This window comes from Sphingobacterium sp. PCS056, from assembly GCF_023273895.1.
Classification (GTDB): domain Bacteria; phylum Bacteroidota; class Bacteroidia; order Sphingobacteriales; family Sphingobacteriaceae; genus Sphingobacterium.
The window spans coordinates 4728803-4745334 of the sequence record NZ_CP096883.1; the positions used below are offsets into that span (position 1 = coordinate 4728803).

A 16532-nucleotide genomic window follows, 5' to 3' on the forward strand; every position below is an offset into this window, starting at 1 on the left:
CGCTAAACGGATGACCGTGCTCACCATAGATTCTTATACTGATGAAAAATATATTTAACAACACCATTGCCAGACGTTGGCTTGTTTTGGCACTTTTTATTCTACTAACCTTCTTTGGATATTACTCTTGGACACAATTATCGATTGAAGCTTACCCTGATATTGGCGATGTGAGTTCACAAATTGTAACCCAAGTACCTGGACTTGCTGCCGAGGAGGTTGAGCAACAAATCACTATTCCGATAGAGCGTGCTATCAATGGTTTACCTGGCATGCATGTCATGCGCAGCAAAAGCACCTTTGGTCTCTCTATGGTTACGATCGTTTTCCAAGATGGAACAGACGATTATTTCGCACGCACACGCATTCAGGAACGTTTGACGGACTTAGCATTACCCTATCAAGCTGTGCCCAGTCTGGATCCACTTACCTCTCCGACAGGAGAGATATTTCGTTATATCATCGAAAGCAAATCACATGATTTGCGCGCACTCACAGATTTGCAGACTTTCGTTATTATTCCGCGGATCAAACAAGTGTCCGGAGTTGTCGATGTCACCAATTTTGGGGGAATTACCACCCAATTTCAGATTGAGATCGATCCGCAGAAACTTGAGCACTATGGTATTGCCTTAAGCGAAGTCGTTCATAAAATCGAAGCAAATAATACCAATGCAGGTGGAAGTGTCATGAACAGAGGCGACCAATCTTATGTAGTCCGAGGAATTGGATTGGTCCGAACACTGGAAGACATCGGCCAGATAGTTGTCAAATCACAACAGGGAACAGCCATTTTCATGAAAGATATCGGTCAGATCAAATATGGACATTTGGAAAGAAAAGGCGCTTTGGGATACTCAGATAAACGTGGAGCAAATTACTCGGATAATATTGAAGGAATAGTACTCTTGTTAAAAGGTCAAAATCCATCTCTTGTTTTAGAGGGAGTCAACGAAGCCATAGATGAATTAAACAGCAGCATTTTACCAAATGGCGTACAGATTCATGCTTTTATGGACCGTACAGATCTGATCAATACCACACTCAACACCGTTTCGCATACCTTATTAGAAGGAATGGCGTTGGTCATTATTGTACTGATCGTATTTCTGGGAAGCTGGCGTGGGGCATTGTTAGTTGCGATTACCATTCCTGTTGCTTTGCTGACTGCATTTATTCTCATGCATTTTACCCATGTGCCTGCCAATCTCTTATCATTGGGAGCAATTGATTTTGGTATTATCGTCGATGGAGCCATTGTCATGATGGAAGCTATTTTGAAAAAAAGAGAAGAGAATGAGCAAGCAGAGTTAACAGAATCAGGTGTAGCTTCATTGGTCAAGCAAATGGCAAAACCTATATTTTTTGCGACCATTATTATCATCACCGCTTATATCCCATTATTTGCTTTTGAGCGTGTAGAGAAGAAATTATTTACCCCTATGGCATTTACCGTAGGTTACGCCTTATTTGGAGCATTATTAGTGGCGCTGTTTCTGATCCCAGGAATAGCTTACGTTGTCTACCGCAAACCGCAAAAAGTATATCACAATAGATGGTTAGCAAATTTGACAACAGGCTATCATAGACAAGTCGAAAAACTATTAAAGAAACCAAAAACCGTCATTTTTCCTCTGGTAATTATATTTTCAGGTGCACTAGTGCTCACCGCTACCGTCGGTAAAGATTTTCTTCCACCCTTGGACGAAGGTTCTATCTGGTTGCAAGTATCGCTTCCACCGGGTATCACGGTCGAGAGATCAAAAGAAATGAGTGATGCACTACGTACACGAACACTCCAATTTGATGAAGTGACCTATATGATGGTTCAAGCAGGTCGAAATGATGATGGCACAGATGCCTGGACACCCTCACACTTTGAGTGCAGCATTGGTTTACTTCCCTATAAACAGTGGAAAGGTGGTAAGACTAAGGCTGATCTCATCGAAGAATTAGCAGCCGCATATGCAGAGATGCCCGGATATGATGTCGCTTTTTCTCAGCCGATGATCGATGGGGTCATGGATAAAATAGCGGGAGCACACAGTGAACTGGTCGTAAAAATATATGGCGAGGATTTCAAAGAGATACGCCGCATTGCGGAAGAAGTGATGTTTACATTACATCAAGTTAAAGGAGCTGTGGATTTGGCTATTGACCAAGAACCACCCTTACCTCAGTTACAAATTAAAGCAGACCGCACTAAAATAGCACAATATGGTTTAAATGTAGCTGATGTTTCAGAGCTTATTGAAACTGCGATTGGAGGAAAGGCAATTTCACAAATATATCAAGAAGGAAAAGTATACGATATCATCTGCCGTTATCAGGAAGAAAGTCGAAATACACCTGAAAAAATAGGTGCCTTGATGCTCACAAGTGAATCAGGAATGAAGATCCCCTTGGCACAAATTGCAACGATCAAGCTCCATACCGGAGAAAGTACGATTGCTCGTGAGATGAACAAAAGACACTTAACCGTACGGCTAAACCTTCGAGGCAATGATCTGACGTCTTTTCTCAAAGAAGCGCAATTAGCGATAGAAAAAAATATCCGATATGATCATGATCAGATCAAAATAAAATGGGGAGGACAATTTGAGAACCAACATCGCGCCTATCAACATTTGTCGGTCATTGTTCCGATGGCATTAATGATTATGTTTATTCTTCTTTATGGAGCATTTGGGAGTTTCGCCCAGGCAGGATTGCTTATGAGTGTCGTACCACTTGCTATTTTTGGAGGTATGCTCGCGCTCCATGTACGTGGAATGACCCTTAATGTATCGTCCGTGGTAGGATTTATAGCCCTATTTGGTGTCGCGATCCAGAATGGGGTACTGATGATCACGCAATTCAATACCTTAAGGAAAAATGGATATTCACTTCAGGAAGCTGTTACTATGGGTTCACAACACCGCTTTAGACCAGTTATCATGACGGCAACTGTAGCGATCTTAGGTCTTTTACCGGCATCACTCGCCACTGGAATTGGTTCCGATGTACAGAGGCCTTTAGCAACAGTAATTGTTTATGGGTTATTCTTTGCAACAGTGATTACCCTATATGCGCTGCCATCATTATACTACCTCATGGAAAAGAAAAATGCAGCTCAAATAGCGCATGAAAACCTTCACCAAAAATCATAAAAATCATGCTTAACAATATGACCATAGTTAAAAATTTACTGTTATCCACCTACTGGACTTTGTTGCTCTTGGCTCTTGTACCGATTCAGGCTCAAGTTGTGGTAGATACCACTTTTCATAAAAAAATAATGACCTATTCGGACTATATAGAAGCCGTGGCTCAAAACAACCTATCCTATGCAGCAGAAAAATTAAACATTAATATAGCTCAAGCAGCTATTGAAAAGGCTAAAATAATACCTGACCCAGCATTCAATACCGGATTATTCAATAACGATCAACAGCATATGAAAATGGGGTATGGTTATGATATCGGGTTAGATTGGACATTAGAGCTTGGCGGTAAACGAAAAGCTCGAATAGATCTGGCAAAAAGTGAATCGGAATTAGCGCAATATGCATTGCAGGATTTTTTTCAGCGTCTGCGAGCAGAAGCTACCATGCACTATTTGACAGCTCTACATCAGGAACAACTCGTTAAACTGCAACTCAGCTCTTATGAAGCTCTGGATCAATTAGCAAAATCCGACAGTGTCCGTGAAAAATTAGGTGCAATTACTGCTATAGATGCCACACAAAGTAAACTCGAAGCGGCATCCATGTGGAATCAAGTTATCCAGTCCATTGGTCATTGGAAATCCGCTCTTGGAAACTTAGACTTGCTAATGGGCAGCAAGCGAATAGCAGCCGTCACGTCAACAAGCGGAGATTTTTCAACCTTCAATAGGAATTTTCATCTGCATGACTTGATCGAACAAGCGCAGTTGTACCGCTCCGATCTACTTTACGCCTTGCAACATCAAGATGCTTCGCAAAAAATGTTAAAACTGGCAAACGTCAATCGGATCATTGATCTCGGTATCAATACGGGATTAACCCGCAATGCTGCAGCCCGTAATGAGATCGCACCAAGTCCTGCATTCACAGCAACCAACATCGGTATCAGTATTCCATTAAAATTTTCAAATAAGCAAAAGGGAGAATTGAAAGAAGCTTATTATGCCCAACAGCAATCCGCAGTACAATACAAGCAGATCGAACTTCAGGTGCACACAGAAGTAATAAACGCCTATTATCAATATGAAGCAACACAAAAGCAACTCCAACAGTTTAATACTGGATTACTCCAAAATGCTGAAGCTATTTTAAAGGGAAAACGCTATAGTTATGAACGAGGCGAATCCAGCTTATTAGAAGTGCTGCTTGCACAGCGTACCTATATAGAAATCCAGCAACATTATTACGAAACACTTTTTAACAATGCGGCCGCACTTGTGGAGCTAGAACGATCTGCTGGAATATGGGATATCCATTTTTAACGATCTTGATGAAAAAGGAGCACTTTTATAGTATAAATCTTCCAACATTATTGGATAGTGGGGTACATAACGGCACAAAATCAAGCAAAAAAGAAGAGCTAAAATGGTCAATTAAAAAATATTCTCCCTCAAAATAAACGTTTTAAAGAATATTCACAACATATACTTGGCATATATCAGGTATTTTTCTACCTTTGCATCACTCCAAACAACGAAGGAAACTTCAAAAAAAGAGTAAGATTCCGTAGCTCAGCTGGTAGAGCAATACACTTTTAATGTATGGGTCCTGGGTTCGAATCCCAGCGGGATCACAAGAAAGCTTCACAGAAATGTGAGGCTTTTTTTGTACCCAATGGGATGAGAACAGAAGCGTTGGGATGGGTTCGACCTTTTTCATTGCGGACATGCGTTTGGGGTATGTGGGTCGCAATAAATCCCAGCGGGATCACAACAAAAAGCTTCACAGAAATGTGAGGCTTTTTTTGTATCCAATGGGATGAGAACAGAAGCGTTGGGATGGGTTCGACCTTTTTCATTGCGGACATGCGTTTGGGGTATGTGGGTCGCAATAAATCCCAGCGGGATCACAAACAAGAAAAGCTAATCTTGCGATTAGCTTTTCTTGTTTATAGTCAGAGAACTTCCTATAGTAATGACCCGTTTTAATGCAAAAAGAATAGGAAAATTGCATGTTAATCGGTTATCGAGAACATACTATTCTATGATAACCAAAAAAGGGATATCACCCTGATTTAATACAGATAAAGATTTCCGATTTGAAAATTAAACACGACCCTAAATTGCTTTAAAAATGGTGTACCAAGTAGTCCCACCATTGGTAATTGCTCGTCCCCTTTACCTGCACCAATAGCTTGATCTGTAATGACGGTTGACATAGGCACTAAAGTCAGTGGTCCTACCTGCGCTTCCTCCAGATGTGCCACTTCACTGATCAATTGCCTATTACCAACACCCAATAGGCTGGTCGTTTTTCCTTCAAATCTAAGATAAGTCTTGAGGTCATGTACAACTTCTTGCTTGAGTAAATTAGTATTTGCACCACAATCTATACCCATTGGATAAGGTTTCCCGTCAATATTGATATCAACGATAGGGATATGCCTTCTCATTCTGATAGGAATAGTAGCAAGGGGCTCGCCATGCCTAAAAGATATGCCGGTTAAATGCCCCGCTCGATCCACACGTTCAAAAAGGAGTTCTTGCTGATCATAATCTATAGATAATTGAAAACCGCTAAAGATACCGAAGCCCATTAAACCAAAAAGTGGTCCAACCATTAATTCTTCCTGATCCATCTCATCCAACGACACCGCTGCTGCATCCAGAGATTTGATGATCATATCGCCCCAGATCAAGTGATTCCCAAGAGACCAATTCACGTCCGACATGTTGCCCCCCATACCCGTAAAATCCAGAGTGACATCTTTATTGATCGCATGATCCGGCACATATTTCTTTCTAAGCATAATCGTAGGAGCCCCAGAATCGAACATAAAAAATCCATCCATACCGTTTAATTTAGCTGGAACATAGATTAAGTCATTGACCAACTTAAACTTGACACGCATCGTATCAGGGATCATTGTATTGGACAATGCTGCCGCAAGTGCTTGTGCCGGATTGGCAGTTAATTTAACCTTAATAATACCTAATTCGATTAGTTTACCATCTTTGTTAAAAGTAAATGTAGGCCGACCGCGCCCCCCATTTTTGTAGTTCACCAATAGCGAAACGAAGTGATTTCCAGTTAACATCCTCTGGTCTGTAATCCAATCATAGGAATCAATGCCTTGGAAATTAGCAAGAATATCTGGAAGAACTTGCTGCTTATCAATTGTTGCAGGCAAATTACCTATTTGACAAGAGTCGGCCATCATTTCCAATAGCCCACTACTATTTTTAGTATTTAGTAAAACAATGATTTTTTGGATATCCCTATGTACGACGTGCTCTTGCGCATGACAAAACCCGATTAGAGCGACGTATAAAATCAAGACCTCGACTATTTTTTTTCCCATATCAAACCGAATAAAATGATTATTTATAAAAAAAAGAAGAGCCGCTTGGAGAGGCGGCTCTTTCCTTTCTAACTAGATGTTTATGAAGGTTACTCGATTACTTTCCAAATATTTCAGCGAGCTTTTTATCCAACTCGTCACCGCGCAAATATTTCGCAATGATCTTGCCGTTTGGATCCACTAAAAAGTTCATGGGGATTGCCTTAACTTCATACATCATACCAGCTTCGTTTTCCCAACCTTTCAGGTCACCTACTTGCTTCCAAGTCAGTCCATCATCTTGGATAGCCTTCAACCATTTTGCTTTATCCGCGGCTTTATCCATCGATACGCCCAAGATTTCAAAACCTTCTTTTTGGTATTTTGCATAAGACTTGACCAGATTCGGATTCTCACGGCGACATGGTGCACACCACGATGCCCAAAAATCGATCAGTACATATTTACCTCGGTAGTCGGACAATTTAACTGGTTTACCATCTATATCAGGCTGTGTAAAATCTTGCGCCTCTATACCTTCACTTGTTTTCTTCAGTAAAGCAATCCGCTTGGCTAAATCCTTACCCAAAACTGAGTTTTGTAAACTTGGATCCAACGTTAGAAATACTTCTTCAGCTTTAATAGCGTTAAATTCTGGAGGTAAAGTCGAATTAAACGCCATCAATGCCATATAGCTTTTTGGGTTTTTTGCGACATAATCCATTTTAGCATCAATAGCCGCTCGATCCACGACCTGAGCACGCTCCTCCAAAGATTTGATGAAAGCAGGATCCTGTTGATCAGCCAAAGATTTGGATCTATACTCCTTTTCCAAAGCCTCATACTGGTCGTAGATCGGTTTCAACAATACAGTGACTTTCTCATTCTCCGCATTTAGTGGTGAACCGGAAATTTTCGCGTTTTTTATGGAGTCCGCAGATACAAATTTAATAGTAGCCCCTTCGATCAAAAAAGCAAGTATGTCCTGTTTTGGCGGTTTTGCAGGATCAAAAGGTGCATTGTCGTGGATAATACGCAAATGCGCTTCCATAGGTGAAGGGATACTACCTTTAAATTCGAACTTACCATTTTTAATATCAACAGAATCGATACGTACTTTTTCGTCGTAATTTAAACGCAAATATGCTTTTGCTGGCTGGTCCAATTTACCAACAGTCCCCTGCAGCGTATAATTTTGCTGTGCAAATCCAAAAGCAGGTAAAGCTACAGCTAGCATTAAAGCCCATTTCATATTTTTCATCTTTATTTTGTTTTTTGTTTTATTCTCTCTCCTACTGTTCCAGTATTTAACAACTTATTGTAAAGCTGTTTATCACGCAATACCAATAACGCTTGTTTAAAGCTTTGGTTCGCTTCATTGCGCACGCGTGTACGATAATCACCGCCCGTATAAAGGAGTGATCCTACCTGAGCCTTAAATTCAACATCAATGGCATCATGAGCAGCTGTAAACTTTTGTTCCGGTATTAAAATGGAATGTTTTTGAGCGGCATCTACCACTTGTACATGAACTGGTTTTGGCACTTTGAAACTCTTATTAAACGTGTTAAAATCGGGATACGCTTTTAACAAAGCTTGACGATTTTGTTGCACAAATTCAAATCCACCCTTAGCAACCAAGCCACTATTCATCAATTGTGCCATCCAACTGCTATATTCATTGGTATCGATAGCCACAAAGCGATCGGGCATAATGCCACCTCCGCCATAAACAATTCTTTTATTCTGAAGTGTCGTATATTTTAAAGAGTCTGGAAATTGAACATGCCCTTCTTCCAATAACTCTTTAGACTCCATACGTCGATTGAAATCTTGGAAATAATCATCCTTACCTTTTGTGTACGGTTTTTGGATAGAACGACCTGAAGGTGTATAGTATCGAGCTCCAGTCAATTGCATCTCTGAACCATCGGATAACAGAACAGGTTTTTGCATCAAGCCCTTTCCAAAACTTCGTCGTCCGATGATCACCGCACGATCCCAGTCCTGCAGTGCTCCTGTAACGATCTCACTGGAAGATGCTGTCGATTCGTCGATCAGCACCACCAATTCACCTTCATAAAATCGGCCGAATCCACCCGTAAAGAAATAATCTTTACCCCCTTCATTGGGCACCGAGTAGAAGACAATTTTTTCTTTGGGCAGAAATTCATCTACAACACCAATAGCGGATTCGACATATCCTCCACCATTACTTTGTAGATCCAAAATCAACTTCTTCATCCCCTGTTCTTTGAGTTTTTTCAAAGCCTCATCAATCTCTGGCCGTGTCGTACGGTTGAAAATAGAGAGTGCTATATATCCGATTTCACTGTCAACCATATAGCTTTCGCGGACTGATCTTTCTAAAATATTTTCTCTCACGATACTGATCTTTTTCGGTTCCAAATGACCAGCAGATAAGATTTCTAACACTACAGGGATTCCTTTTTCGCCGCGGAGTTTTTCCATAATCTCCTTGTTCCCCCATTTCTTCCCCGCTATCGCCTCGCCATCAATACTGATGATCTGGTCGCCCACTTGGATTCCAGCACGCATGGCCGGACCATCAGGATTGACAATCGTAATAAAGGTCTGGTCATTATTCTTTAAAAACTGAATACCAATACCAGCAAAACTTCCACTCATTGCTCCCCGCATAGCCTCCGCCTCTTCCCGACTGGTGTATTTGGAATGCGGATCTAAATCGGCAATCATCGCTTTTATGGCAGCATCTACCAAATGCTCTTCATTGACCTGATCGACATAGTTTTGTTGAATCAGTTTCAATGCCTCCTCAAATTTATACTTTGGATTCATCTGAGCCTGTAAAGACAGACTTAGACCTACCATCCCCACGAGCAAGCCCGCTGCTTTCTTATTCATATGGTATTTTTTATAAAACTGTTTATTTTTCATTCTTTAGGATCTCTATGGCAAGCGATAATTCATCCATCAACTTACTTGGGCTACCAGAGTATCCTCCCGAACAGTAGCGTACACGACCATCTTTGACCACGATTTTGCGTGGAATAGAAGAATCGCCAAAAAGAGGTACCAATTGTTTAAATACCAAGTTTTGCTCATTTGTAGCTGGATTGACCGAATCATGTAATAGATGGAATCGATATCCTTCCCCACGAACATAGTTGACCGACTTGCTTTTATAGTCTCCTGTCTGCATGGTACCCAACATATAGATCGCTACAGTTGGATCGTGGGCATATTTATCAACCAAGAGCTGCATCCCCGGAAATGCCATAATGCAAGGACGGCACCAAGTCGCCCAAAAATCGACAACGACAATTTTACCCTTCCAGTCTTCAGGTGTTTAAAAATGATCCTTCTGCAGTTTCTAAACGAAAATCCGGCATAGGATGATTGACCCAGTTATGGTCCACATAAGCTTTCATTTCGGCTTTTTCTTCATCCGATTTTAGACTTGCCAGATAAGACTGGTATCCCTTTTCATCGCCATTATGCCCTTTCAGATAAATAGCTTTCAGTTTTTCAAACATACGGGGTGTCATAGCATTGTACCGCGCACTCATTTCCAAAAGCGGAAGGATCTGTTTATCATCGTTAAGGCCTTCAAGCACCTGTAGGTTGATCTCGTTCAATTCGGCATTTTCATATTTCCCTTTTTCAGAAAGTTCTAAAAAATATCTGCGCGCCTCTGTATATTTTTTCAGATCGTTTAACAGCGAAATGTGTGTAAACAATCGATCATCCAGATTTTTCACCACATTGGAATCTGCCTGTGCCTTGCTGTCAAAATCTTGTTTATACGACTGATCATCTTTTCTGGATATCAATTTAGGCATAATCGCTTCTGAGATGCTGTACAACGTATCTTTGCCTACCGTCTTGAACATATAAGCACGCATGATATTCCAACGCATCAATTCATTACCGGTACGAAAATCAAGATCATCGAATAGTGATACGAACTTATCAAATTGCTTGGACTCGAAATAAGAGGATCCTAAACCTCGATAAACTGCATAATAAATAAAATTCTGATTATTTGGATTTTTGCGCCATTGCGCAATCGGAAAACGTTTTAAAAATTCTTCATAAGCACCGATCGCCTGAGCCTGATCCGAACTAGCAAGCATCGCATTATTATAAGCCATAAAACGTGCAGTAGCGCCATTTGGAAAATCACTATAAACCCTATTTTGGATAAATTTGGTCAAATTTGCATCTTTCAAGCGGGCATTGGCATAATTATAAAATACGCCTAATGTTTCGTCATCCAGACCCTTATCAGCAAGCGCATCTGTCACAAACTTTCTGGCATATGCCGGAAATTCATTTCCTAAGCCCAACTTTTGCAGATTCATAAAGGAATGAAAGTAATTGAGGTAATTTTTCCCCAACAAAGCAGACTCTTTAGCACCCGACGTCTTTAGATAGGCCTGTTCCAGAGAGTCAGGTGGGTTGGTATAATAACTTAATATTTCTCCTCCGGTGATACCTGGCGCCTGAAATGCGGCTTCAGCTAAGTAAGATCCTGCCAGGGGTTTTCCTTTTGCACTTGTTAGCGCAACGGCATAACCTAAGTTATTATTATTATCAACAGCATCAGGTTGATCACTGTCTCCCTGAAAAAATTTCACGCCGATAAAGGCAGTGCTCGGTTTAACGGGTACATTTGCCGTCCATAATCCATCACTATTTTTTTGCAGAGGCAGGATGAGTTTGGTCCACGTAAAATTGTCAAAAATAAACAGGTTGGCATTTACCTCATCACTGAATTCTAGATCCTTATCTTTTGCATTGTACATCAGCTGCACAAGATCACTCGTTTTTGGGTTTTTAGGCTTAAAAACACCGCTATCATATCGAGGCTGTGCATATAACACAGCCTGGACAAGAAACAACAGTAAAAAAATCGTTCGCTTTTTCATCAGTATCGTATTACTTTATGAGCTCGTAAGCTCGATTTGTTTATTTATGAATGGATTTTCTCTTGGCATTTACGTGCCCTAGATCAATTTTATCGGTAATAAACCGTTCATGAGCACGACTCCTAGCTGTCTACGCGTGCTCATGACGGTTTTCTTCTGACAGTTATTATCTAGGATTCTGACCGATTTCAGGATTTAGCGTGAGCACCTCCTGATTGATAGGATATACCATACGGGGACTATTTGCCTGTAAGGTATAGCTCTTTCCGTTAAGTGATCTCGTTACCGGTTTAAAATAATTGCCATCCAACGTTAACCTTCTCATATCATACCAACGTAAATCTGTCCCTACAAATTCTCGACGTCGCTCATCCATCACATATTGCAACAAATCGGCTTGGACATCTGTCGTCTTCAATGCGACATATTTACTTGCTTGGAAACGTTTTTTACGTAATAGATTCAACATTTCCACTGTTTTAGCCACATTATTTTGGCGTGCATACACTTCAGCTCTATTGAGATAGATTTCAGGTGTATTCAAGCCTATGTATGCATTATAACTGAAATTGCCATTGGACAAAGGTTTGATATACACATAACCTTTAAACGTATTTGGATCTGTACCGATAAACATTTTGAGGCGTAGATCGTTCTGATCATAAAGTGCTACAAGATCGGGATTGAGTGGACCACGAACAAAGCCTGAGCTCAGTTTTGAAAGTAGCACTTCTTTATCGTCAATAAGTCTAGGATAAGTTGCTGAAGTATATTCTTCCAAATTATACACCGTTGGATCAAGCGCCAAAGCCAAATCGGCATATCTTCCACTCTCCTCAAAATTTCTCATGGTCAAATACACCCGCGATAAAAGTGCATAGGCTGCAATCTTGGATGGGTGATAATTGAAGGATGGAAAATTGGGCAAGTTTCCAATCGCGATATTAAGATCTTCAATAATTTGCTCATATACTCGTGATAAGGATACACGGCTTAAGTTTTGAAAAAGATCTGGTGTCAATAGCAATGGTAAACCCTGCTGGCTAGTTGCTTTTGTTGGATCGTAAATGGGTGCATATTGATTTGCTAGAGAAAAATAAGCGAACGCGCGATGCACGCGTGCTTCTGCAGCAACATGAAGTTTCTGTGCTTCACTCCCACTTTGACTCCCCATCACCCCCGACAAGATCTCATTAGCGATATAAATCTGTTTATATAAATTGTTCCAGGCTATATCTTGCTGGTTATCGATGTAGAAGTAATCGTTCCACAAATAAGCGCGCTGGTAGATTTCCCCCCAAGCAGTCGACGCAGATGTAGCCACATCTGCAGCGATGTTGTCGCTGGTGATCAGAGGCAGCACAAAAGAACTTTCAAAGTTAACTTTGTTATTGAGCAAGTAAAGGTAGTCGTCTGTAGTTTTTAACGTACGTTTATCATTTTGGTCGATCTCTACGTACTTTCTACAGGAGGAAGTAAGTAAAGCTCCTGAGATAACCAAACTATAGAGTAAAATATTTTTGATTTTCATAGCTTTTGCTGTTTAAAAAGACATATTTAGCGTAACAAAAAATGTTGGCGATGGAGGCAAGTTGGAGTAACTGTTCAACGTTCTATAAGTTGGATCGACTCCATCCTTATTTTTGCGCCAGATCAATCCCAGATTACGCACGCTACCGCTCACATTTACCGATTTAAATGGTGTGTTTTCAAGTGTTTTAAGCGGTACATCATAAGCGAGGTCAATTTGTTGTAGACGCACATTACTACCGCTGATTACGAGCGCATCGGAACTGGCATAGCGCGACAAATTATTATATTGATATCCCGCTCTGCTCAATGCAGGTACATTTGTTATTGCTTCATCTCCAGGCTTTCTCCATCGAAGAGCAAGATCAGACTGCAAACCGATCGCACCAGAATAAGGTGCATAATCGGGATAATTTTGCACGGATAATCGTCTTAACACATGTCCCAATTCATAGCTAATCCGTACACCCAAAGTAAAATCTTTATAAGAAAAAGTATTAAACAATCCACCAAAATATGGCGGCGTTGTTCTGCCAACTTTCACCAGATCATCAACAGTAAGAGCTGTAGCAGGAGCATCTGCGGCTACGATTTCACCATTTTGTTTATAGATCTGTGAACGTCCTTGGTTATCCAAACCAGCCCAACGATACGCATACATGTAGTCCGTCGGATTATCCACAATCGGTACACCCGTATTGATATAATCCAATACCCGAGTCGGATTGACGAATCGTGAATCGGTCACCTTATTGGTATTGTATCCAAAATTAAAGAGGGTATTCCATTTCACTTTCGATTGTAACCATGCCGCTTTTACGCCCAAGTCTATCCCATGTCCCTCCATCGTAGAACTATTAAATTTGACTCTTGTCCAGCCATAGGTAGGATTGAATGGAAAATCATAAATGATGTCGGACGAACGCTTGGTATAATAATCAAAGTTAAATTGCAATCTATTATTCCAGGTTCCATAATCAAGACCGATATTAAAGGTTTTGACCTTTTCCCAAGAAATCTGTTTATTCGCTGGCGATACAATACTTGCTGTAACTTCATTGGTGACCAAATCACTACTTGTATTGATAATGATTGTTCTACCTGCACTTTGAGGCAATGTTCCGTTGACACCATAAGTCATGCGTATACCCAAGGCATCCGCCCAAGCAGCGTGTTTTAGAAAATTCTCTTTCTTCGCATCCCACTTTCCGCCCACTGACCACAGCGGTTTAGCCCGTTGGTCGCGCGATGCACCCACAACAGTAAAGTCGTCAAAACGGACACTTCCAGAGAATACATATTTTCCCTTAAAAGCCGAGAAAGCCGCATTGGAATAATAAGAAAGAGCACGAGATGTATTTTTCGCTATTGAAGCATTGGAGTTGAAATAATTATCCCATCCATAAATGGTATTATAATTCCCCCTTGGATTGATCACAGCAAAAGAATAAGTATCCTCGCTAAAACCTAAATAAGTATCTGTTGAGGATCTATAATTATTTTGTCTCCATTCCGCTCCAGCTAAGAAATTGAGATGATGTTCAGCATCTTGTCCCAGAGCTTTATTGACGTTCAATTGCGTACGAAATACATATTGCGAACCATTGTAGTTACGCACCCCTAGATTACCTCCCATGGGATAACCGTAAACAAAATTTCCATTTTTATTAAAAGTTGTTCCAATATTGATTTGGTTGCGTAGTGCATAACTTGTGACATCATCGATATTTTCCTGGTTATTCATTTCACGCTGCCACTGCCCCATCACTGATAGATCCGCCCAGCTGTTCAATTTGGTATTGACATCCATATGCATGCGCAAACGATGCGTCTGATCGTCATAATTTCCAGTTTTCAACTCTTCTATTGGATTGTAAGCCCAATCTAGGTAACCTCTTTTTTCAAAATCTTGAGTTACTTCTGGTCTAAATTGTATGTATCTTCTGATGTTATTTCCATCCCCATCTTTCAACATATCGTAGGGTAGTAGACCTCCAGAATATGGATTTGATGAAAGTGCATTGACCGCCGCATTATTCGTCTTGGAATTTCCGTAGTTATAATTTATTCCTGTAGCAATCTGCACCCGATCATGAAAGAGCATATTGGTTAAATTGGCTGTTGTTGTGAAACTCTCTGCCTTATTGGATCGAAAAACAGGAATATCCTTGCTGTAGTTGGTGGAAACAAAATAGGTACTTTTGTTTGCTCCCCCCGATATTGACAGGTTATATTGCTGTGATGTTGCATTTTGCAATAGATAATCTTTGATTTGATCCCTATTATCTGTAGCGGCGAGTTTGGCTAGTGCCGCATCTCGCTCCTGTTCAGTTGCAGTACCACGTTTTACTCGAAACAGCCATTCCATAGATTCGGAGTGTGGTTTATTGGTATTAAATGGGTCCCAACTTTTTTTGATGATGTTATCTCCGATAAAACCCTCTTCAAACAATTGCTTTTCTAAATCAATATATTGTGCAGAAGACATCCGATCCATTTTATTAAGATCTGCAGGCGCTGCTATACTTAACGATGTACCGAAAGTCAGCGAAGTTGGCATATTGCGACCTTTCTTTGTTTCGATAACAATTACACCATTTGCCGCTTTCGCTCCCCATATAGATGAAGCTGCAGCATCCTTAAGCACTGTGATACTTTGAATATCATTAGGATTGATCCGACTTAATATCGCACCTCCTGAACTCTGCGTAGTTCCTTTACCGGTTAATGAAAATGATGCATCTACAGTTTCTGCCATTGGAAATCCATCGATTACGATCAAGGGATCTTTTGGCGTCCCGCCCGTTCCAAAACTATTGATACCACGTATACGGATCGCATTACTTCTAGGATCGACATACATCCCTGGTACCAAACCCTGAATACGTTCCAAGACATTAATCGCTGGAGTTTCTTGTATTTGTTTTGCCGTAACGGTACCGAATGATCCCGTTGCACGTTCTTTTGGTAGCTGGGTATAACCTGTCGAAACCACCTCCACATCTTGGAGGACATGGACGACCTCGCTCATAGACACATTGATCTGATTATGGCTTCCGATGACACGGCGTTGCGGTTCCATACCGACATAAGAAAAAATAAGCGCCTCAGCTGGATCAGTCAAGCGTAGGGTGTAGCGTCCATCGCTACTGGTAGTTACGCCATTCCTAACGGCATTCCCATCGGCTATAACCGTCACCCCTACCAAAGGTACTCCCTCATTATTTTTCACCACACCAGATATCACCTTCCAAAAACGATCATCGCCGTCCTGACCTTGATTGTTACGACTATCACGGATGATGGTAAAATAATTATTTTGTACATATAGGAACAAGAAATTGTTTGCATATAAAAGTTCCTTCAATACAGATTCTACTGGCATTCTTTTATTCTTCGGGACCAGTTCTGAATCGATAAAGGCATTTTTTATCAAGCCCTCTTCATAAGAAAATTTTGTCCCATAAATCCGGGTTACTTCATCCAGAGCTTGGGAGAGACTCACCTTTTTTTGTGCATAACTGCCCGCATAGGTAAACAGGCAGAAAAGCAGCACGAGTAATCGTGGTTTCATAAGTATTGATTAAAGTTAGTTAGTTAGTT

Annotated in this window: 8 protein-coding genes, 1 tRNA gene and 1 pseudogene; 3 read left to right on the forward strand and 7 right to left on the reverse strand. The window is 40.8% G+C overall.

Annotated features, from left to right (window positions below; translation table 11 throughout):
* Positions 1–41: 41 nt before the first annotated feature.
* From MUB18_RS19835 to MUB18_RS19845, 3 genes are all read left to right on the forward strand, one after another.
* Positions 42–3149: an efflux RND transporter permease subunit gene (locus tag MUB18_RS19835; RefSeq protein WP_248754341.1), complete on the forward strand. Its 3108-nt coding sequence runs from the start codon at positions 42–44 to the stop codon at positions 3147–3149.
* 17 nt (positions 3150–3166) lie between these two features.
* Positions 3167–4468: a TolC family protein gene (locus MUB18_RS19840; protein ID WP_248754342.1), complete on the forward strand. Its 1302-nt coding sequence runs from the start codon at positions 3167–3169 to the stop codon at positions 4466–4468.
* 238 nt (positions 4469–4706) lie between these two features.
* Positions 4707–4779, forward strand: a tRNA-Lys gene (locus MUB18_RS19845).
* A 441-nt stretch (positions 4780–5220) separates the two neighbouring features.
* Here MUB18_RS19845 and MUB18_RS19850 read toward each other — a convergent pair.
* The 7 genes and pseudogenes from MUB18_RS19850 to MUB18_RS19880 form a co-directional block, all read right to left on the reverse strand.
* Positions 5221–6507 (reverse strand): retropepsin-like aspartic protease, encoded by a 1287-nt coding sequence (locus tag MUB18_RS19850; protein WP_248754343.1) that lies wholly within the window; start codon positions 6505–6507, stop codon positions 5221–5223.
* Between the two features lie 97 nt (positions 6508–6604).
* On the reverse strand, positions 6605–7747 hold the full coding sequence (locus MUB18_RS19855; protein WP_248754344.1) for a TlpA disulfide reductase family protein: 1143 nt from the start codon (positions 7745–7747) through the stop codon (positions 6605–6607).
* A gap of 2 nt (positions 7748–7749) precedes the next feature.
* Entirely contained in the window at positions 7750–9372 is a 1623-nt protein-coding gene (locus MUB18_RS19860; RefSeq protein WP_248754345.1) for a S41 family peptidase, read from the reverse strand.
* Between the two features lie 22 nt (positions 9373–9394).
* Positions 9395–9799 (reverse strand): annotated as a pseudogene (locus tag MUB18_RS19865) (TlpA family protein disulfide reductase); the annotation flags it as partial.
* Between the two features lie 10 nt (positions 9800–9809).
* Complete coding sequence (locus MUB18_RS19870) at positions 9810–11399, reverse strand: hypothetical protein (protein ID WP_248754347.1); 1590 nt, start codon at positions 11397–11399, stop codon at positions 9810–9812.
* 166 nt (positions 11400–11565) lie between these two features.
* A complete protein-coding gene (locus MUB18_RS19875; RefSeq protein WP_248754348.1) occupies positions 11566–12930 on the reverse strand; it encodes a RagB/SusD family nutrient uptake outer membrane protein in 1365 nt (454 codons plus the stop codon).
* Between the two features lie 12 nt (positions 12931–12942).
* Positions 12943–16503 (reverse strand): SusC/RagA family TonB-linked outer membrane protein, encoded by a 3561-nt coding sequence (locus MUB18_RS19880; RefSeq protein ID WP_248754349.1) that lies wholly within the window; start codon positions 16501–16503, stop codon positions 12943–12945.
* Between the last annotated feature and the right edge of the window lie 29 nt (positions 16504–16532).